Here is a 17,401-nt window from a genome sequence, read left to right as displayed (position 1 = left end):
AAAAAGAGATAAACTTATAAAGCTTATCTCTCTTTTAATAATAATTTAACAGCAAATTAAGAAACTATTCTTCTTCATTTGAAGCAACTGGAGGAGTAACAGTATTACTACTACCACCTCTACGACTTCTACGAGTAGTTTTCTTAGCTTTTTTATCTGCATTGTAGATTTCGTTGTAATCTACTAATTCAATCATTGCCATATCAGCGTTATCACCTAAACGGTTTCCTAACTTGATAATTCTAGTATATCCACCTGGGCGATCACCAATTTTAGCAGCAACATCTCTAAAAAGTTCAGTTACAGCTTCTTTTTGACGTAATTTAGAAAATACTAGACGTCTGTTGTGCGTCGTATCATCTTTAGCCTTAGTGATTAATGGCTCAATAAATCCTTTTAAAGCTTTAGCTTTAGCAACAGTTGTGTTAATACGTTTATGTTCTATTAAAGAACAACCCATATTTGCCAACATTGATTTTCTGTGAGCAGTTTTTCTACCTAAATGGTTTACTTTTTTTCCGTGTCTCATGACATTTGTTTTTAATCATCATCTTGCTCAAACTCTTTATGAGGAGCAAAATATGATGTATTAGTCTTTATCTAGTTTGTATTTTGAAAGATCCATTCCGAAATTTAATCCTTTAACATTTACTAGCTCTTCAAGCTCTGTTAAAGATTTCTTTCCAAAATTACGGAACTTCATTAAATCATTTTTATTAAAAGATACTAAGTCTCCTAAAGTATCTACCTCTGCTGCTTTTAAACAATTTAGAGCACGAACAGAAAGGTCCATATCTACTAATTTAGTTTTAAGTAACTGTCTCATGTGAAGTGATTCTTCATCATAAGTTTCAGTTTGAGCAATCTCATCAGCTTCTAATGTAATACGCTCATCAGAGAATAACATAAAGTGGTGAATCAGAGTTTTTGCAGCTTCTGTTAATGCATCTTGAGGCGTAATAGAACCATCAGTCTGAATTTCGAAAACTAACTTTTCGTAATCCGTTTTTTGTTCTACACGATAATTCTCAATGCTGTACTTAACATTTTTAATTGGTGTGTAAATTGAATCAGTAAAAATAGTACCTATTGGTGCTGAAGCTTTTTTGTTTTCTTCTGCAGGAACATATCCTCTACCCTTTTCAACAGTAATTTCCATGTTGATATTTACTTTAGAATCTAAGTTACAAATCACTTGATCTGTATTTAATACTTGGAAACCTGAAATAAATTTCTGGAAATCTCCTGCTACAATTTTGTCTTGACCAGAAATTGAAATCGAAATAGATTCGTTATCAACATCCTCTATTTGACGCTTAAAACGAACTTGTTTAAGATTTAAAATAATTTCTGTTACGTCTTCAACAACACCTGCTATTGTTGAAAATTCGTGGTCTACACTTTCTATTCTAACAGATGTGATAGCAAACCCTTCTAGAGAAGATAATAAAACTCTTCTTAAAGCATTTCCTACTGTTAGTCCATAACCTGGTTCTAAAGGTCTGAATTCGAATTTACCTTCGAAGTCAGTTGAATCAATCATTATTACCTTATCAGGCTTTTGGAAATTAAATACTGCCATAATTTTTCTTCGTTTTAATTGTTATTTAGTTGCGCGGTTTATAAGTTTGAAGAAGTACAAATAAACCCTTTGGCTAAACACCAATGTTAATAATTTATTATTTAGAGTATAATTCTACGATGAATTGCTCATTAATATTTTCTGGGATTTGGATTCTAGCAGGAACAGAAACGTAAGTACCTTCCTTTTTCTCGCTATTCCAAGTAATCCACTCATATACATTGCTAGAGTTTGATAAAGATCTATCAATAGACTCTAACGATTTAGACTTCTCTCTTACAGCAACAACATCTCCAGCATTAAGTTGGTATGAAGGTATGTTTACTAACTCTCCATTAACAGTAATATGTCTGTGAGATACAAGTTGTCTTGCTCCGCTTCTAGAAGGAGATAATCCCATTCTAAACACTACATTATCTAATCTAGATTCACAAATTTGAAGTAATACTTCACCTGTAATTCCTTGAGCTGCAGTTGCTCTTTTAAACATGTTTCTGAATTGACGCTCTAAAATACCGTAAGTATATTTAGCTTTTTGCTTTTCCATTAATTGGATTGCGTACTCAGATTTTTTACCACGTCTTCTGTTGTTTCCATGTTGACCTGGTGGGTAATTTCTTTTCTCAAAAGACTTATCGTCTCCGAATATAGCTTCACCAAATTTACGAGCTATTTTAGTTTTAGGACCAGTATATCTTGCCATTTTTAAATTGATTTAAGAGTGATTATGAATTAAGGTCTAAATCTTATCCTTCGATAATCGTTAATCTCTTTGTTGATACTTGTTTTAAATTTTCAGTTTGCAAATTTATACAAAAAATTAATACCATCTGATAAACAGACGATATTAATTTTTTTATTGCTTAAGTAAAGTAACTATGTAGTAAACTTATACTCTTCTTCTTTTAGGAGGACGACAACCATTATGTGGTAAAGGAGTAACATCAATAATTTCTGTTACTTCAATTCCTGCATTATGGATAGATCGTATAGCAGATTCTCTACCATTTCCAGGTCCTTTAACATAAACCTTTACCTTTTTTAATCCAGCTTCTTTAGCTACTTCAGAAGCGTCTTCTGCTGCTAATTGTGCTGCATAAGGTGTGTTTTTCTTAGAACCTCTAAATCCCATCTTACCAGCAGATGACCATGAAATGACATCTCCTTTTTTGTTTGTAAGTGAAATAATGATATTATTGAAAGAAGCAGTAATGTGAGCTTCTCCAACAGCGTCAATAATAACTTTACGTTTTTTTGTGCTTTTAGCGTTTGTCTTTGCCATACTACTTATTATTTAGTTGCTTTTTTCTTGTTAGCAACTGTTTTTCTTCTTCCTTTTCTTGTTCTAGAGTTATTCTTAGTACGTTGACCTCTTAAAGGTAAACCAACTCTATGACGAATTCCTCTGTAACAACCAATATCCATTAAACGCTTAATGTTTAATTGTGTTTCAGAACGTAATTCACCTTCAATAGTATAAGTACCTACAGTTTCACGGATTGCTCCAATTTGATCATCTGTCCAGTCTTGTACTTTGATGTTTTCGTCCACTTTAGCCTCAGCTAAAATTTCTTGAGCTCTACTTCTACCTACTCCGTAGATATAAGTTAATGAGATCACTCCTCTTTTTTGTTTTGGTATGTCTACACCTGCGATTCTTGCCATAATTACCCTTGTCTTTGTTTGAATCTAGGATTCTTTTTGTTAATGACGTAAAGTCTACCTTTTCTGCGCACAATCTTACAATCTGCACTTCTCTTTTTAATTGATGCTCTTACTTTCATCGTATTAGTATCTATAGGTTATACGAGCCTTAGTTAAATCATAAGGACTCATTTCTAATTTAACTTTATCTCCTGGTAACAACTTAATATAATGCATACGCATCTTACCCGAAATATGTGCGGTCACAATATGACCATTTTCTAATTCAACACGGAACATAGCATTTGATAATGCTTCAATGATAGTTCCGTCTTGTTCTATTGCTGCTTGTTTTGCCATAGTTAAAATATTAAGCTACTGCTTTTCTGTTTTTACCAGTTTTCATCAAGCCATCATAGTGTCTATTTAACAAGTAACTATTTACTTGTTGCATAGTGTCAATTGCAACTCCAACCATAATTAATAAAGATGTACCTCCGAAAAATAAAGCCCAACCAGATTGAACGTTAAGTAACTTAACAATAAATGCTGGGAACACAGCTATTAATGCAAGAAAAATAGAACCTGGTAAAGTTATTTGAGACATAATTTTGTCAAGATATTCAGAAGTTTCTGATCCTGGACGAATACCTGGAATAAATCCTCCGCTTCGTTTAAGATCATCAGCCATTTTATTTGTAGGAACGGTAATCGCAGTATAAAAATATGTAAATATAATAATCAATAATGCAAATACTAAATTATACCAAAATCCGAAGATGTCAGAGAAATTAGATTGTAACCACAATCCAGAAGCAGTATCTTTTAATAAAGATGAACCACCAATTAAACCAGGAACAAACATAATCGCTTGAGCAAAAATGATTGGCATTACACCAGAAGCATTAAGCTTTAAAGGAATATATTGTCTTGATCCAAATACATTTTTCTCGTAACCTCCAGTTGCTGAACGCCTAGCATATTGTACTGCAATCTTACGAACTGCCATTACTAACAAGATTGAAAGAAGAATAATAACAAACCAAATAACGATTTCAAATAAAATCATCATTACATTATTACCTGTTTCTAATCTAGAAGCAGCATTTTGTAAGAAAGATTTAGGAAGCGTTGCGATAATACCCACCATAATTAATAGTGATATACCATTACCAATTCCTTTATCTGTTATTTTCTCACCTAACCACATTGCAAAAATACAACCAGTTACTAGTATAACTATTGATGAGAAATAAAACATACCACCTTGCCCTAATAAAAAGGCCGAGTTTGGAATACCAAACATAGGTTGTAAACTAGCTAAATAACCTGGTGCTTGAACTAAACATATTGCTATAGTCAACCAACGTGTTATTTGAGTAATCTTTTTCTGACCACTAGCGCCTTCTTTTTGTAGTTTTTGCAAATAAGGAATAGCTATTCCCATTAATTGAACTACAATAGAAGCAGAAATATATGGCATAATTCCAAGTGCAAATACAGAAGCATTAGCAAATGCACCTCCTGTGAAGGCATTTAATATCCCAAAAATACCTTCTGATGTTCCAGTTTGTAGGCTTTCTAATTGGGTTGCGTCAATACCTGGTAATACTACTTGTGCTCCGAAACGATAAACTAAAAGTAGACCTAGTGTTACTAGAATTCTATTTCTTAATTCTTCAATTTTCCAAACATTTTTTAATGTCTCTATAAATTTCATGCGTTCGATTGTTCTTATAAAGTTACAGCTTCTCCTCCTGCAGCTTCAATAGCAGCTTTTGCAGTAGCAGTAAATTTATGAGCTGTGATACTTAATTTAGCTTTTAACTCTCCTCTTCCTAAAATCTTAACTAGCTCGTTTTTACCAGCTAAACCAAGACCTACTAAAGTATCAAAATCTAAAGTATCTTTAATTTTCTTATCGTCAACTAATTGTTGAATAACATCCAAGTTAACACCTTGATGCTCTATACGATTAATGTTAGTAAAACCAAACTTAGGCACTCTACGTTGAAGTGGCATTTGCCCTCCTTCGAAACCTACTTTCTTAGAATAACCAGATCTTGACTTAGCTCCTTTGTGACCACGTGTCGCAGTACCACCTTTTCCAGAACCTTGTCCTCTACCTATTCTTTTACCTTGATTTTTAACTGAACCTTCTGCAGGTTTTAAATTACTTAAATCCATTTTCAGTATTATTATTTAGTTTCTTCTACAGAAACTAAGTGGTTTACTTTTGCTACCATACCTAAAATATTAGGTGTAGCCTCATGTTCTATAGTTTGTCCAATCTTCTTAAGACCAAGAGCTAATAAAGTTCTTTTTTGTCTTTGAGTTCTGTTGATTGCACTTTTAACTTTTGTTACTTTTATCTTCGACATTGCTGTTGTGATTATCCGTTAAAAACTTTTTCTAAAGAAACACCTCTTTCACGAGCAATCGTTTTAGGGTCTCTTAATTGTAATAAAGCATCAAAAGTAGCCTTAACAACATTATGTGGATTTGATGAACCTTGAGATTTAGATAAAACATCATGTACACCTACTGCCTCTAAAACTGTTCTCACAGCTCCACCAGCAATAACCCCTGTTCCAGGAGCTGCAGGAATAATATTTACTCTTGCTCCACCAAATTTACCTTTTTGTTCATGAGGTAATGTTCCTTTCATGATAGGGATACGAACTAGGTTTTTCTTAGCATCTTCTATTGCTTTTGCAATTGCACTAGCAACATCTTTTGATTTTCCTAAACCTTGACCTACAACACCAGCTTCATCTCCAACCACTACGATTGCAGAAAAACCAAATGCTCTACCTCCTTTAGTTACCTTAGTAACTCTTTGCACACCAACTAAACGATCTTTAAGATCTAATCCACTTGGTTTTACTAGCTCTGCGCTTTTGTATTTTTGATACATAATTTCTTAGAATTTAAGTCCTCCTTCTCTAGCTCCTTCAGCTAACGATTTTACTCTACCATGATATAAATAACCACCTCTATCAAAAGCGATCGTTTCAACACCAGCCTTCAAGGCTTTTTCTGCGATAGACTTACCTACTAATGCAGCTAGTTCTACTTTATTTCCTTTTGCAGCAATATCTTTATCTCTAGAAGATGAGGCAGCTAATGTTTTACCAGTAACGTCATCTACTAATTGAGCATAAATTTCTTTATTACTTCTAAAAACAGCTAATCTAGGTCTTGCTTCTGTACCAGAAACAACCTTACGGATTCTGTTTTTAATTCTTATTCGTCTTTCGTTTTTTGTTAACGCCATAACTAATTATTATGCTGATTTACCTGCTTTTCTTCTTAATACTTCTCCAACAAACTTAATACCTTTTCCTTTGTACGGTTCAGGTCTTCTAAATCCTCTGATTTTAGCAGCAACTTGTCCTACTAATTGTTTATCATGAGAAGTTAATTTGATTATTGGATTCTTACCCTTATCAGAAACAGTTTCTACTTGTACTTCTGGTGCTAAACTTAAAATAATGTTGTGTGAAAAACCTAAAGCTAGTTCAAGGACATTACCTTGATTAGAAGCTCTATAACCTACACCAACTAATTCTAATTGTTTAGTCCAACCTTTTGAAACACCTTCAATCATATTAAAAACTAATGAACGGTATAAACCATGCTTAGCTTTTTGATCTTTAGTATCTGTAGAACGTGTTACTAATACATTTCCATCTTCAACTTTTACTTCAACAGTATCAAAATCTTGAGTTAACTCACCTAATTTTCCTTTTACTGTTATTGTATTGTTATCAACTGTTACAGTTACTCCTTCTGGAATGGCAACTGGATTATTTCCTATTCTTGACATTTTCTTCTGGATTTTAAATTAGTAAACGTAACATAAAACTTCACCACCAACGTTTTCCCTTTGCGCTTGCTTTCCAGTCATTACTCCATGAGAAGTAGAAACGATTGCAATACCCAAACCATTAAGAATACGTGGTAATTCTGTAGAACTAGAATATTTACGTAAACCAGGCTTACTGATTCTTTGCAATTTTCTAATTACAGGTTCTTTTGTTTCCTTATTGTATTTTAAGGCAATTTTGATTGTACCTTGAACAGTAGAATCATCGAACTTATAACTTAAAACATATCCTTGATCGAATAATATTTTAGTAATGTCCTTTTTTAAATTTGAAGCAGGAATTTCTACAACTCTGTGATTAGCACGCACTGCGTTTCTAATTCTAGTTAAGTAATCTGCTATTGGATCTGTATACATATGTATTTATTTGCGGACTTGGTTTTCAGAATATCCCGAACCTAAGACCAATTAAAATTTTACCAACTTGCTTTTTTAACACCTGGTATTAAACCTTGATTTGCCATTTCTCTAAACATAACACGAGAAAGTCCAAAGGTACGCATATATCCCTTTGGTCTACCTGTTAATTTACATCTATTATGTTGACGTATAGGCGATGCGTTTTTAGGTAACTTTTGTAATGCTTGATAATCTCCAGCTTCTTTAAGAGCTTTACGTTTTTCAGCATATTTAGCTACTGTCTTCGATCTTTTAACCTCGCGGGCTTTCATTGATTCTTTAGCCATAACTTAGTTTTTTTGAAAAGGTAACCCTAATTCTGTTAATAATGATTTTGCTTCTTTATCTGTTTCAGCAGAAGTTACAAATGTAATATCCATTCCGTCAATTTTATTAACTTTGTCAATATTTATTTCTGGAAAGATAATTTGTTCAGTAACTCCTAAATTGTAGTTACCTCTTCCGTCAAAACCTGTAGCTTTTATTCCGTTAAAATCTCTAACACGTGGAAGTGCAGAAGTTATTAAACGATCTAAAAACTCATACATTCTTTCTCCTCTTAACGTAACTTTAGCACCAATTGGCATTCCTTTACGTAATTTGAAAGTTGCAACATCTTTTTTAGATAAAGTAGATACAGCTTTTTGACCTGTGATAGTTGTAAATTCATCAACTGCATAGTCAACCAATTTCTTATCAGCAACTGCAGCCCCAACACCTCTAGATAATACTATCTTTTGTAATTTTGGCACTTGCATTACATTACTGTATCCAAATTCTTCTGTAAGAGCAGCAATTACTTTGCTTTTATACTCTTCTTTTAGTCTCGGTGAATATTCCATAACTATATTACTTCATTTGATTTTTTAGAAAATCTGACTTTCTTATCACCTTCCATTCTAAATCCTACTCTAGTCTCTTCTCCTTTAGAAGTTAATAAAGATAGGTTAGAAATGTTGATAGATGCCTCTTTTTCTACAATACCACCTTGAGGATTTTGTGCACTTGGTTTAGTATGTTTCTTAACCATGTTTACTCCTTCAACTATAGCTTTGTTCTTCTCGATAAATACTTTTTGTACTTTACCTTCAGAACCTTTATGATCACCAGCTATAACCTTGACGATATCTCCTGTTTTTATTTTTAGCTTTGTCATTTTTTTATCAATTAAAGCACCTCTGGTGCCAATGATACAATTTTCATGAATTGTTTATCACGAAGTTCTCTAGCTACAGGTCCAAAAACACGTGTACCTCTCATTTCTCCCGTAGGATTTAAAAGGACACAAGCGTTATCATCAAATCTGATATAAGATCCGTCTGGACGTCTAACTTCTTTTTTAGTACGCACAACTACTGCTGTTGATACTGCTCCTTTTTTAATGTTTCCATTAGGAGTTGCATCTTTAACAGTGACAACAATTTTGTCACCTACAGAAGCATATCTTCTTTTAGTACCACCTAAAACACGGATAGTTAATACTTCCTTTGCCCCAGTGTTATCTGCTACTCTTAGTCTTGATTCTTGTTGTACCATAATTACTTCGCTCTTTCAATTATTTCAACTAATCTCCAACATTTAGATTTACTTAAAGGTCTTGTTTCCATAATCTTTACTGTATCTCCAATATTACAATCGTTTGTCTCATCGTGTGCAACATATTTTTTTGTTTTCAACACGAATTTTCCGTACATAGGGTGTTTTACTTTTTTAACTTCTGCAACAACAATTGATTTTTGCATCTTGTTACTAGTAACGATCCCGATACGCTCTTTTCTTAAGTTTCTTTTTTCCATCTTGTAAGCAGAATTATTTTAAATCTCTTTTAGTTAATTCTGTTGCAATTTTTGCAACCGTACGTCTTACTTGACGTAATTGAATAGGATTCTCTAAAGGAGAAACTGCATGAGCCATTTTTAAATCTGAATAGCTCTTCTTTGTTTCACTAAGTTTCTCTTGTAACTCAGCTACAGATAATTCTTTAATTTCTGATTGTTTCATAATATCAAATAAATTATGCTTCGTAATCTCTAGCGATTACAAACTTAGTTTTTACTGGTAATTTTTGAGCTGCAAGTCTTAATGCTTCTTTAGCTACTTCTAAAGGCACTCCTCCAACTTCAAAAAGGATTCTTCCTGGTTTAACAACTGCTGCCCAATATTCTACTGCTCCTTTACCTTTACCCATACGTACTTCAAGAGGCTTTTTTGTAATAGGCTTATCTGGAAATATTTTAATCCAAAGTTGACCTTCTCTTTTCATGTAACGTGTAGCTGCAATACGAGCTGCTTCTATTTGACGTGATGTTAAAAAATTAGAATCCAATGATTTTATTCCAAAAGTTCCGTTTGAAAGTAAGTGACCTCTACCAGAGTTCCCTTTCATACGTCCCTTTTGCATTTTTCTAAATTTTGTTCTTTTAGGCTGTAACATTTTTTCTGTTCTTTAAAAAATTACTTTCTACGACGTTGTTGTGGTTTTCCACCTCCTTGACGTCCACCTTTTCCTTGCTTCTTAGCTAAGCCAACAAGAGGAGAAAGCTCTCTTTTACCATATACTTCACCTTTCATGATCCATACTTTAACCCCTAATCTACCGTAAGTAGTATGAGATTCAACTAAAGCATAATCAATATCGGCTCTAAAAGTTGATAAAGGAATACGTCCTTCTTTGTAGTGTTCTGAACGTGCCATTTCAGCTCCATTCAAACGACCACTAATCTGTACTTTAATTCCTTCAGCATTCATACGCATTGTTGCAGCAATAGCCATTTTAATTGCACGTCTATATGAAATTCTATTTTCAATTTGACGAGCAATACTAGTTGCTACTAAAAACGCATCAAGTTCAGGTCTCTTAATTTCAAAGATGTTAATCTGAACTTCTTTACCTGTAATTTTCTTAAGTTCTTCTTTTAACTTGTCTACCTCTTGCCCACCTTTTCCGATAATAATACCAGGTCTAGCAGTAGTGATAGTAACGGTTACAAGTTTTAAAGTTCTCTCAATAATTACACGAGATACACTAGCTTTAGATAAACGCGCGTGAACGTATTTTCTAATCTTATCGTCTTCGGCAAGTTTATCACCATAATCGTTTCCTCCGTACCAGTTAGATTCCCATCCTCTGATAATTCCTAAGCGATTTCCGATTGGATTTGTCTTTTGTCCCATATCTATCTTAGCTTTGTGTTTTATTATTAGCCCCAACCACGATAGTTACGTGGTTTGAGCGTTTTCTTATCCTGTGAGCACGTCCTTGTGGTGCTGGACGTAATCTTTTTAACATAGACCCACCATCTACTCTTATTTCTTGAACAAATAATTCAGCATCTTCGATACTTGCATCTTCATTCTTAGCTTGCCAATTAGCTATCGCAGAAAGTAATAATTTCTCTAAACGATTTGAAGCTTCTTTTTGACTAAACTTTAAAATATTAAGTGCCTTTTCTACGCGTTCACCTCTTACTAAATCGGCTACTAAACGCATTTTTCTTGGTGACGTAGGACAGTTATTAAGTTTAGCGAAAGCTATTTGCTTTTTACCTTCCTTAATAGCGTCTGCCATTTGTTTTTTACGACTTCCCATAGCTTACTTTTTACCTTTATTTTTAGCACCAGCGTGACCTCTAAAAGATCTTGTTGGTGAAAATTCTCCTAACTTATGTCCAACCATGTTTTCTGTAACGTAAACTGGAACAAACTGACGACCGTTATGAACTGCAATTGTTTGTCCAACAAAATCAGGTGTTATCATACTTGCTCTTGACCAAGTTTTAATAACAGTCTTTTTGTTAGCTTCCACATTGTCAGCTACTTTTTTCTCTAATTTATAGTGAACGTAAGGTCCTTTTTTTAATGATCTTGCCATGATTTCTTATTTCTTTCTACGTTCTACAATATATTTATTACTCGCTTTAGTTTTAGAACGTGTTCTATATCCTTTAGCTGGTATACCGTTTCTAGAACGTGGATGTCCACCTGATGACTTACCTTCACCACCTCCCATTGGGTGATCAACTGGATTCATTACAACTGGTCTTGTTCTTGGTCTTCTACCTAACCATCTACTACGTCCAGCTTTACCTGAAACAAGTAATTGATGATCTGAATTAGAAACTGCTCCTATCGTTGCCATACATGTAACTAAAATTAGTCTAGTTTCACCTGATGGTAATTTAATAGTAGCAAACTTACCATCTCTAGCCATTAATTGAGCAAAAGCTCCAGCACTTCTTGCCATTACAGCACCTTGTCCTGGTCTTAACTCAACACATGAGATAATTGTTCCTAATGGAATATTAGCTAATGGCAATGCATTTCCAATTTCCGGAGAAGAACCTTCACCTGAAACAACAGTTTGACCTACTTGTAAACCATTTTGAGCAATGATATAAGCTTTCTCACCATCTTGGTAATTCAATAATGCGATAAACGCTGTTCTGTTTGGATCGTATTGTATTGATGCTACTTCAGCAGGAATACCTGCTTTAGATCTTTTGAAATCAATTATACGATATCTACGTTTGTGTCCACCACCTTTATAGCGCATGGTCATACGTCCTTGACTGTTTCTACCACCTGATCGTTTTTTCGGAGCTAATAAGCTTTTTTCCGGCTTGTCAGTAGTAATGGCGTCAAATCCGTTTACTACTCTAAATCGCTGACCTGGTGTGATTGGTTTTAATTTTCTTACTGACATTTGTCTTTAATTACATGTTAGTGTATAAATCAATCATTTCACCTTCCGCCAGTTGTACAATTGCTTTTTTCTTAGCATTTGTTTTACCATGTTGAATACCAGTTTTAGTAAACTTGGTACTTCTATCTGGACGGACATTTATAGTACGAACTTTTTCAACAGAAACTCCATAAGCAGCTTCCACTGCTTTTTTGATTTCTACCTTGTTCGCCTTAGTGTTCACAAAGAAACTATAGCAGTTGTTTAACTCGCTATTAGCAGTTGCTTTTTCTGTGATTATAGGTTTAATTAAGATATTCATTTTGCTTCTATTTACTTAAATTCGACTCAATTCCTTCTAAAGAGCTCTCTAAAAGGACAACTTGATTTGCATTTAATATTTTGTAAGTACTTAATTCTGAGGCGATTATAACTTCTGAGCCTTTCAAATTACGTGACGACAAATATACATTATTATTTGACGTACCCAACACAAACAGTGATTTTTTGTTTTGTAGGTCTAACGCATTTAATACAGCTGTAAAGTTTTTAGTCTTTGGAGCATCAAAATTAAAGTCCTCTAGGACGATAATAGACTTTTCATTTGCCTTAATACTTAAAGCTGATTTACGCGCTAAACGTTTTAAGCTTTTATTAAGTTTGAATGAATAGTTTCTAGGTCTTGGTCCGAACATACGTCCTCCACCTCTAAAAACTCCTGACTTAATACTACCTGCTCTGGCAGTACCTGTACCTTTTTGTTTTTTAATCTTACGTGTACTTCCAGTAATCTCAGCACGCTCTTTAGCTTTGTGAGTTCCCTGTCTTTGATTTGCTAAGTATTGCTTAACATCCAAATATACAGCATGATTATTAGGTTCAATAGCAAAAACACCATCAGAAAGGTCTGCCTTTCTACCTGTTTCTTTTCCGTTTATATCTAAAACTGCTACTTTCATTATTTTCTGATAATTACATAAGCGTTTTTATGTCCAGGTACACAACCTTTAACAACTAGTAAGTTCTTTTCAGGAACTACTTTTAAAACTCTTAAATTTTCAACTTTAACTGAATCTGTTCCCATTCTACCTGCCATACGCATTCCTTTGAATACTCTTGCTGGATAAGATGCTGCTCCAATAGATCCTGGTGCTCTTAAACGGTTATGTTGTCCGTGAGTAGCTTGACCTACACCACCAAACCCATGACGTTTTACAACTCCTTGGAATCCTTTTCCTTTTGATGTACCTGATACATCAACAAATTCACCTTCTACAAAGTGCTCTACAGTGATTGCATCACCTAACTTGTACTCCGCATCAAAACCTTTAAATTCAACGATTTTGCGTTTTACAGAAGTCCCTGCTTTTTTAGCATGACCTAAGTCAGCTTTAGTAGCACTTTTTTCTGTCGCGTCATCGAAACCAAGTTGCACAGCATTATAACCGTCAACTTCTTCAGTTCTGACTTGGGTAACGATACATGGTCCAGCTTCGATTACTGTACATGGTACATTCTTACCATTTTCATCGAAAATGCTGGTCATACCGATTTTTTTCCAATTAACCCAGACATAATTATTATTTATTTATTATTACTATTTATTAAAAAATATTCAAGGCTGAAAATACGTTTCAGCCTTGAATTGTATTTTTACCGTTTTTCCTTCGCTCGAAGCTTAGGACATGTTTCGCTTAAAATCTTTAAACGAATAAATTACTTATACTTTAATTTCAACTTCTACTCCACTTGGTAATTCAAGTTTCATTAAAGCATCAATAGTCTTTGAAGATGAAGAGTAAATATCTAATAATCTCTTGTAAGAGCTTAATTGAAATTGTTCTCTAGACTTCTTATTTACGTGTGGTGAACGTAATACAGTAAAGATTTTTTTATGAGTTGGTAATGGAATTGGTCCAGTTACTACAGCTCCAGTACTTTTTACTGTCTTTACAATCTTCTCAGCAGATTTATCTACTAAATTGTGATCGTAAGATTTTAATTTTATTCTAATTTTTTGACTCATTTCTTTAAGATTTACGATTCAACGCCTTTAGCAGCTTTAATTACTTCTTCTGAAATATTAGAAGGAGTTTCAGCATAATGTGAAAATTCCATTGTAGAAGTTGCTCTACCAGAAGATAATGTTCTTAATGTTGTAACATAACCAAACATTTCAGATAATGGCACAGTAGCTTTAATTGTCTTAGCTCCAGCACGATCACCCATACCTTCCATCATACCTCTTCTTCTATTTAAATCTCCAACAATGTCACCCATATTTTCTTCAGGAGTAATTACCTCAAGCTTCATGATTGGCTCCATTATTACAGCTTTAGCAGCTTTAGCACAGTTTTTAAATCCTAACTTAGCAGCCAACTCAAAAGATAATTGATCAGAATCCACATCATGGTAAGATCCATCTTTCAAAGTAACTTTCATTGAGTCGATTTCATAACCTGCTAATGGACCGTTAACCATTGCCATCTTAAATCCTTTTTCAATTGAAGGGATAAATTCCTTAGGAACGTTACCACCTTTAATTACAGATTCAAACTGTAATCCAACAACACCTTCGTCTGCTGGTTCAACAGTAAATACGATATCGGCAAATTTACCACGTCCACCTGATTGTTTCTTATAAACTTCTCTATGATCTGCCGATGCAGTAATAGCTTCTTTATATTCAACTTGAGGTTGACCTTGATTTACTTCTACTTTAAACTCACGTCTTAAACGATCTACAATTACATCTAAGTGAAGCTCTCCCATTCCAGAAATAATAGTCTGACCTGAAGCTTCATCTGAACGCACTGTAAACGTTGGATCTTCTTCTGCTAATTTAGCTAAACCAATACCTAATTTATCAACATCAGCTTTAGTTTTAGGCTCAACCGCGATACCAATTACTGGATCTGGGAAGTCCATAGACTCTAAAATGATTGGATGATCTTGGTCTGATAAAGTATCTCCTGTTTTGATAGATTTAAATCCAACAGCAGCTCCAATATCTCCAGCCTCGATAAAATCAATTGCATTTTGCTTGTTAGCATGCATCTGATAGATACGAGAGATACGTTCTTTTTTACCAGAACGATTATTTAACACATAAGAACCTGCATCTAAACGACCAGAATAAGCTCTAAAAAATGCTAAACGTCCTACGAAAGGATCCGTAGCAATTTTAAACGCTAACGCTGCAAAAGGTTCGTCAACACTTGGCTTACGTAATTCTTCTTTTTCAGTATCTGGATTCATTCCTTTAATACCTTCCTTGTCCATTGGAGAAGGCAAGTAACGACATACAGCATCTAACAAGAACTGTACACCTTTATTTTTAAAAGCTGAACCACAAATCATAGGAATAATAGCCATATCCATTACAGCAGCTCTAAGCGCTTTATGCACTTCTTCTTCTGTAATTGAATCTTCATCTTCCATGAATTTCTCTAAAAGATTCTCGTCATAACTAGCTACTTCTTCAATTAAAAGTGCACGGTATTTACGAGCTTCTTCTTTCATATCCTCAGGAATTTCGATAACATCGAAAGTTGCTCCTTGAGTTTCATCGTGCCATACAATAGCACGGTTTTTTACTAAATCTATGATACCTTTAAAATCTTCTTCATCACCAATGTTTAAAACAATTGGCACTGCGTTAGACTTTAACATATCTTTTACTTGTTGACAAACAGCTAAAAAGTCAGATCCTTGACGGTCCATCTTATTAACAAAACCAATTCTTGGCACTTTATAATTGTCTGCAAGTCTCCAGTTAGTTTCAGATTGAGGCTCAACACCATCAACTGCACTAAACAAGAATACTAAACCATCTAATACACGTAAAGATCTATTTACCTCTACAGTAAAATCAACGTGACCTGGAGTATCAATAATATTAAAATGATAATCCTTTGTTGTTGGTGTAGGTTCTGCATTTTCTAATGGGAACTTCCAAATACAAGTTGTAGCTGCAGACGTAATAGTAATACCACGTTCCTGCTCTTGCTCCATCCAGTCCATTGTAGCAGCACCATCATGCACTTCTCCAATTTTGTGCGAAACACCTGTATAATAAAGAACACGCTCTGTTGTTGTAGTTTTACCTGCATCAATGTGAGCTGCAATTCCAATGTTTCTTGTATATTTTAAATCTCTAGCCATGTCTTATTAAAATCTAAAGTGAGAGAATGCTTTGTTTGCCTCAGCCATCTTGTGAGTATCTACACGTTTTTTAACTGCTGCTCCTTCTTCTTTAGCTGCTGCTAAAATTTCTGATGCTAAACGCAATGCCATAGATTTTTCGTTTCTCTTACGAGAATAACTAATTAACCATTTCATTGCAGTTGAAACCTTACGATCTGCACGTATTGGATTAGGTATTTGAAATGTTGCTCCTCCAACTCTACGACTACGTACTTCTACGTGAGGCATAACGTTTGATAACGCATCTTTCCAAATTTCTAAAGCTGTTTTTTCTTCGTCTGTCTTCTTTGTATCTACGATGTCAATTGCATCATAAAACACTTTAAAGGCTACAGACTTCTTTCCGTCCCACATCATCATGTTAACAAATCTAGTTACTAACTGATCGTTAAAGCGAGGATCTGGTAAAAGCGGTCTTTTTTTCGCTGCTCTTTTTCTCATGTCTTCTTCTTAAGTTTTTAATTAACTTTTAGGGCGTTTTGCACCATACTTAGATCTACGTTGTGTTCTACCTGCAACACCTGCTGTGTCTAAAGCACCACGAACGATGTGATATCTAACTCCTGGTAAATCTTTTACCCTTCCACCTCTAACCAATACTATCGAGTGCTCTTGTAAATTGTGACCTTCTCCACCGATGTATGCATTTACTTCGTTTCCGTTTGTTAAACGAACCCTTGCCACCTTACGCATTGCTGAGTTAGGTTTTTTAGGTGTCGTTGTATAAACACGAGTACACACACCACGTCTTTGAGGACACGAATCTAAAGCAGCCGATTTACTCTTCTTGGTTATTTTGGCTCTTCCTTTTCGTACTAATTGTGAAATTGTTGGCATATAACTTTAATATAATTTTATGTTACCTCTCTTTAAGAGGGGTGCAAATGTAGTGATTATATTTAATTAATCAAATCATAACACATTAATTTTCAATAGAATTTAAAAATAAATCGCAGCACCATATTATATAGTAAGATTTTTACGTTATTTTATCCTCTAA

31 protein-coding genes and 1 pseudogene are annotated in these 17,401 nt (G+C 34.2%); all 32 read right to left on the bottom strand.

All coding sequences use genetic code 11. The annotated features are described in order from the left end of the window. Positions 1 to 64: 64 nt before the first annotated feature. Positions 65 to 529, bottom strand: a complete 465-nt coding sequence (rplQ, locus tag AC0L3M_RS15830; protein WP_145000889.1) for a 50S ribosomal protein L17 — start codon at positions 527 to 529, stop codon at positions 65 to 67. 60 nt (positions 530 to 589) lie between these two features. After that, entirely contained in the window at positions 590 to 1,582 is a 993-nt protein-coding gene (locus tag AC0L3M_RS15825; RefSeq protein ID WP_028283893.1) for a DNA-directed RNA polymerase subunit alpha, read from the bottom strand. Positions 1,583 to 1,679: 97 nt separating this feature from the next. Then, positions 1,680 to 2,285, bottom strand: a complete 606-nt coding sequence (gene rpsD / locus AC0L3M_RS15820; RefSeq protein WP_145000891.1) for a 30S ribosomal protein S4 — start codon at positions 2,283 to 2,285, stop codon at positions 1,680 to 1,682. A 186-nt stretch (positions 2,286 to 2,471) separates the two neighbouring features. Then, a complete protein-coding gene (gene rpsK, locus AC0L3M_RS15815; RefSeq protein WP_028283891.1) occupies positions 2,472 to 2,864 on the bottom strand; it encodes a 30S ribosomal protein S11 in 393 nt (130 codons plus the stop codon). Positions 2,865 to 2,872: 8 nt separating this feature from the next. Then, a complete protein-coding gene (gene rpsM, locus AC0L3M_RS15810; protein WP_028283890.1) occupies positions 2,873 to 3,247 on the bottom strand; it encodes a 30S ribosomal protein S13 in 375 nt (124 codons plus the stop codon). A gap of 2 nt (positions 3,248 to 3,249) precedes the next feature. After that, positions 3,250 to 3,366 (bottom strand): type B 50S ribosomal protein L36, encoded by a 117-nt coding sequence (gene ykgO, locus AC0L3M_RS15805; protein WP_010519235.1) that lies wholly within the window; start codon positions 3,364 to 3,366, stop codon positions 3,250 to 3,252. Positions 3,367 to 3,370: 4 nt separating this feature from the next. Continuing rightward, complete coding sequence (infA, locus tag AC0L3M_RS15800) at positions 3,371 to 3,586, bottom strand: translation initiation factor IF-1 (protein ID WP_007094967.1); 216 nt, start codon at positions 3,584 to 3,586, stop codon at positions 3,371 to 3,373. A gap of 10 nt (positions 3,587 to 3,596) precedes the next feature. Next, complete coding sequence (secY, locus tag AC0L3M_RS15795; protein WP_145000893.1) at positions 3,597 to 4,946, bottom strand: preprotein translocase subunit SecY; 1,350 nt, start codon at positions 4,944 to 4,946, stop codon at positions 3,597 to 3,599. A gap of 14 nt (positions 4,947 to 4,960) precedes the next feature. After that, positions 4,961 to 5,413, bottom strand: coding sequence for a 50S ribosomal protein L15 (gene rplO / locus AC0L3M_RS15790; protein WP_090841251.1), 453 nt, complete (start codon positions 5,411 to 5,413; stop codon positions 4,961 to 4,963). Between the two features lie 11 nt (positions 5,414 to 5,424). Further along, on the bottom strand, positions 5,425 to 5,607 hold the full coding sequence (gene rpmD, locus AC0L3M_RS15785) for a 50S ribosomal protein L30 (RefSeq protein WP_028283887.1): 183 nt from the start codon (positions 5,605 to 5,607) through the stop codon (positions 5,425 to 5,427). Positions 5,608 to 5,618: 11 nt separating this feature from the next. Then, a complete protein-coding gene (gene rpsE, locus AC0L3M_RS15780; RefSeq protein ID WP_099570084.1) occupies positions 5,619 to 6,143 on the bottom strand; it encodes a 30S ribosomal protein S5 in 525 nt (174 codons plus the stop codon). Positions 6,144 to 6,149: 6 nt separating this feature from the next. Next, entirely contained in the window at positions 6,150 to 6,503 is a 354-nt protein-coding gene (gene rplR / locus AC0L3M_RS15775; RefSeq protein ID WP_145000895.1) for a 50S ribosomal protein L18, read from the bottom strand. A 9-nt stretch (positions 6,504 to 6,512) separates the two neighbouring features. Then, positions 6,513 to 7,055, bottom strand: a complete 543-nt coding sequence (gene rplF / locus AC0L3M_RS15770; protein ID WP_145000897.1) for a 50S ribosomal protein L6 — start codon at positions 7,053 to 7,055, stop codon at positions 6,513 to 6,515. An 18-nt stretch (positions 7,056 to 7,073) separates the two neighbouring features. Then, positions 7,074 to 7,472 (bottom strand): 30S ribosomal protein S8, encoded by a 399-nt coding sequence (gene rpsH / locus AC0L3M_RS15765; RefSeq protein ID WP_145000899.1) that lies wholly within the window; start codon positions 7,470 to 7,472, stop codon positions 7,074 to 7,076. A gap of 59 nt (positions 7,473 to 7,531) precedes the next feature. Then, positions 7,532 to 7,801, bottom strand: a complete 270-nt coding sequence (gene rpsN / locus AC0L3M_RS15760; protein WP_028283882.1) for a 30S ribosomal protein S14 — start codon at positions 7,799 to 7,801, stop codon at positions 7,532 to 7,534. A 3-nt stretch (positions 7,802 to 7,804) separates the two neighbouring features. Further along, positions 7,805 to 8,356, bottom strand: a complete 552-nt coding sequence (gene rplE, locus AC0L3M_RS15755) for a 50S ribosomal protein L5 (RefSeq protein WP_292946133.1) — start codon at positions 8,354 to 8,356, stop codon at positions 7,805 to 7,807. Between the two features lie 2 nt (positions 8,357 to 8,358). After that, positions 8,359 to 8,670 carry a 50S ribosomal protein L24 gene (rplX, locus tag AC0L3M_RS15750; protein WP_292946130.1) on the bottom strand — a complete coding sequence of 104 codons (312 nt, stop codon included), beginning with the start codon at positions 8,668 to 8,670 and terminating at the stop codon, positions 8,359 to 8,361. 11 nt (positions 8,671 to 8,681) lie between these two features. Further along, positions 8,682 to 9,050: a 50S ribosomal protein L14 gene (gene rplN, locus AC0L3M_RS15745; RefSeq protein WP_028283879.1), complete on the bottom strand. Its 369-nt coding sequence runs from the start codon at positions 9,048 to 9,050 to the stop codon at positions 8,682 to 8,684. Between the two features lie 2 nt (positions 9,051 to 9,052). After that, complete coding sequence (rpsQ, locus tag AC0L3M_RS15740; RefSeq protein ID WP_028283878.1) at positions 9,053 to 9,310, bottom strand: 30S ribosomal protein S17; 258 nt, start codon at positions 9,308 to 9,310, stop codon at positions 9,053 to 9,055. A 13-nt stretch (positions 9,311 to 9,323) separates the two neighbouring features. Further along, a complete protein-coding gene (rpmC, locus tag AC0L3M_RS15735) occupies positions 9,324 to 9,515 on the bottom strand; it encodes a 50S ribosomal protein L29 (RefSeq protein WP_028283877.1) in 192 nt (63 codons plus the stop codon). Between the two features lie 13 nt (positions 9,516 to 9,528). After that, entirely contained in the window at positions 9,529 to 9,948 is a 420-nt protein-coding gene (gene rplP, locus AC0L3M_RS15730) for a 50S ribosomal protein L16 (RefSeq protein ID WP_028283876.1), read from the bottom strand. Positions 9,949 to 9,968: 20 nt separating this feature from the next. Then, positions 9,969 to 10,688 carry a 30S ribosomal protein S3 gene (gene rpsC / locus AC0L3M_RS15725; protein ID WP_028283875.1) on the bottom strand — a complete coding sequence of 240 codons (720 nt, stop codon included), beginning with the start codon at positions 10,686 to 10,688 and terminating at the stop codon, positions 9,969 to 9,971. Between the two features lie 7 nt (positions 10,689 to 10,695). Further along, entirely contained in the window at positions 10,696 to 11,103 is a 408-nt protein-coding gene (gene rplV / locus AC0L3M_RS15720) for a 50S ribosomal protein L22 (RefSeq protein ID WP_145000908.1), read from the bottom strand. Positions 11,104 to 11,106: 3 nt separating this feature from the next. Then, positions 11,107 to 11,385, bottom strand: a complete 279-nt coding sequence (gene rpsS / locus AC0L3M_RS15715) for a 30S ribosomal protein S19 (protein WP_028283873.1) — start codon at positions 11,383 to 11,385, stop codon at positions 11,107 to 11,109. Positions 11,386 to 11,391: 6 nt separating this feature from the next. Further along, positions 11,392 to 12,216, bottom strand: a complete 825-nt coding sequence (gene rplB, locus AC0L3M_RS15710; RefSeq protein ID WP_473431352.1) for a 50S ribosomal protein L2 — start codon at positions 12,214 to 12,216, stop codon at positions 11,392 to 11,394. A gap of 10 nt (positions 12,217 to 12,226) precedes the next feature. After that, complete coding sequence (gene rplW, locus AC0L3M_RS15705; RefSeq protein ID WP_028283871.1) at positions 12,227 to 12,517, bottom strand: 50S ribosomal protein L23; 291 nt, start codon at positions 12,515 to 12,517, stop codon at positions 12,227 to 12,229. 7 nt (positions 12,518 to 12,524) lie between these two features. Continuing rightward, complete coding sequence (gene rplD / locus AC0L3M_RS15700; protein WP_145000912.1) at positions 12,525 to 13,154, bottom strand: 50S ribosomal protein L4; 630 nt, start codon at positions 13,152 to 13,154, stop codon at positions 12,525 to 12,527. After that, positions 13,154 to 13,770 (bottom strand): annotated as a pseudogene (rplC, locus tag AC0L3M_RS15695) (50S ribosomal protein L3). Before rplC ends, rplD begins: the two are co-directional and overlap by 1 nt. A gap of 145 nt (positions 13,771 to 13,915) precedes the next feature. After that, entirely contained in the window at positions 13,916 to 14,221 is a 306-nt protein-coding gene (gene rpsJ, locus AC0L3M_RS15690) for a 30S ribosomal protein S10 (protein WP_010181931.1), read from the bottom strand. Between the two features lie 11 nt (positions 14,222 to 14,232). Continuing rightward, entirely contained in the window at positions 14,233 to 16,359 is a 2,127-nt protein-coding gene (gene fusA, locus AC0L3M_RS15685; RefSeq protein ID WP_473431351.1) for an elongation factor G, read from the bottom strand. Between the two features lie 6 nt (positions 16,360 to 16,365). After that, positions 16,366 to 16,842, bottom strand: coding sequence for a 30S ribosomal protein S7 (gene rpsG / locus AC0L3M_RS15680; protein WP_028283867.1), 477 nt, complete (start codon positions 16,840 to 16,842; stop codon positions 16,366 to 16,368). Between the two features lie 21 nt (positions 16,843 to 16,863). Continuing rightward, a complete protein-coding gene (rpsL, locus tag AC0L3M_RS15675) occupies positions 16,864 to 17,238 on the bottom strand; it encodes a 30S ribosomal protein S12 (RefSeq protein WP_028283866.1) in 375 nt (124 codons plus the stop codon). Between the last annotated feature and the right edge of the window lie 163 nt (positions 17,239 to 17,401).

Source organism: Olleya sp. KJ81-1, from assembly GCF_055808135.1.
The sequence above is the reverse complement of the archived record's forward strand: the minus strand, read 5'-3'. Positions and strand labels throughout refer to the sequence as shown.

Coding starts and splice junctions, on each gene's coding strand:
- rplQ (WP_145000889.1), bottom strand. CDS start 529: ATGAGACACGGAAAAAAAGTAAACCATTTAGGTAGAAAAACTGCTCAC.
- AC0L3M_RS15825 (WP_028283893.1), bottom strand. CDS start 1,582: ATGGCAGTATTTAATTTCCAAAAGCCTGATAAGGTAATAATGATTGAT.
- rpsD (WP_145000891.1), bottom strand. CDS start 2,285: ATGGCAAGATATACTGGTCCTAAAACTAAAATAGCTCGTAAATTTGGT.
- rpsK (WP_028283891.1), bottom strand. CDS start 2,864: ATGGCAAAGACAAACGCTAAAAGCACAAAAAAACGTAAAGTTATTATT.
- rpsM (WP_028283890.1), bottom strand. CDS start 3,247: ATGGCAAGAATCGCAGGTGTAGACATACCAAAACAAAAAAGAGGAGTG.
- ykgO (WP_010519235.1), bottom strand. CDS start 3,366: ATGAAAGTAAGAGCATCAATTAAAAAGAGAAGTGCAGATTGTAAGATT.
- infA (WP_007094967.1), bottom strand. CDS start 3,586: ATGGCAAAACAAGCAGCAATAGAACAAGACGGAACTATCATTGAAGCA.
- secY (WP_145000893.1), bottom strand. CDS start 4,946: ATGAAATTTATAGAGACATTAAAAAATGTTTGGAAAATTGAAGAATTA.
- rplO (WP_090841251.1), bottom strand. CDS start 5,413: ATGGATTTAAGTAATTTAAAACCTGCAGAAGGTTCAGTTAAAAATCAA.
- rpmD (WP_028283887.1), bottom strand. CDS start 5,607: ATGTCGAAGATAAAAGTAACAAAAGTTAAAAGTGCAATCAACAGAACT.
- rpsE (WP_099570084.1), bottom strand. CDS start 6,143: ATGTATCAAAAATACAAAAGCGCAGAGCTAGTAAAACCAAGTGGATTA.
- rplR (WP_145000895.1), bottom strand. CDS start 6,503: ATGGCGTTAACAAAAAACGAAAGACGAATAAGAATTAAAAACAGAATC.
- rplF (WP_145000897.1), bottom strand. CDS start 7,055: ATGTCAAGAATAGGAAATAATCCAGTTGCCATTCCAGAAGGAGTAACT.
- rpsH (WP_145000899.1), bottom strand. CDS start 7,472: ATGTATACAGATCCAATAGCAGATTACTTAACTAGAATTAGAAACGCA.
- rpsN (WP_028283882.1), bottom strand. CDS start 7,801: ATGGCTAAAGAATCAATGAAAGCCCGCGAGGTTAAAAGATCGAAGACA.
- rplE (WP_292946133.1), bottom strand. CDS start 8,356: ATGGAATATTCACCGAGACTAAAAGAAGAGTATAAAAGCAAAGTAATT.
- rplX (WP_292946130.1), bottom strand. CDS start 8,670: ATGACAAAGCTAAAAATAAAAACAGGAGATATCGTCAAGGTTATAGCT.
- rplN (WP_028283879.1), bottom strand. CDS start 9,050: ATGGTACAACAAGAATCAAGACTAAGAGTAGCAGATAACACTGGGGCA.
- rpsQ (WP_028283878.1), bottom strand. CDS start 9,310: ATGGAAAAAAGAAACTTAAGAAAAGAGCGTATCGGGATCGTTACTAGT.
- rpmC (WP_028283877.1), bottom strand. CDS start 9,515: ATGAAACAATCAGAAATTAAAGAATTATCTGTAGCTGAGTTACAAGAG.
- rplP (WP_028283876.1), bottom strand. CDS start 9,948: ATGTTACAGCCTAAAAGAACAAAATTTAGAAAAATGCAAAAGGGACGT.
- rpsC (WP_028283875.1), bottom strand. CDS start 10,688: ATGGGACAAAAGACAAATCCAATCGGAAATCGCTTAGGAATTATCAGA.
- rplV (WP_145000908.1), bottom strand. CDS start 11,103: ATGGGAAGTCGTAAAAAACAAATGGCAGACGCTATTAAGGAAGGTAAA.
- rpsS (WP_028283873.1), bottom strand. CDS start 11,385: ATGGCAAGATCATTAAAAAAAGGACCTTACGTTCACTATAAATTAGAG.
- rplB (WP_473431352.1), bottom strand. CDS start 12,216: ATGTCAGTAAGAAAATTAAAACCAATCACACCAGGTCAGCGATTTAGA.
- rplW (WP_028283871.1), bottom strand. CDS start 12,517: ATGAATATCTTAATTAAACCTATAATCACAGAAAAAGCAACTGCTAAT.
- rplD (WP_145000912.1), bottom strand. CDS start 13,154: ATGAAAGTAGCAGTTTTAGATATAAACGGAAAAGAAACAGGTAGAAAG.
- rpsJ (WP_010181931.1), bottom strand. CDS start 14,221: ATGAGTCAAAAAATTAGAATAAAATTAAAATCTTACGATCACAATTTA.
- fusA (WP_473431351.1), bottom strand. CDS start 16,359: ATGGCTAGAGATTTAAAATATACAAGAAACATTGGAATTGCAGCTCAC.
- rpsG (WP_028283867.1), bottom strand. CDS start 16,842: ATGAGAAAAAGAGCAGCGAAAAAAAGACCGCTTTTACCAGATCCTCGC.
- rpsL (WP_028283866.1), bottom strand. CDS start 17,238: ATGCCAACAATTTCACAATTAGTACGAAAAGGAAGAGCCAAAATAACC.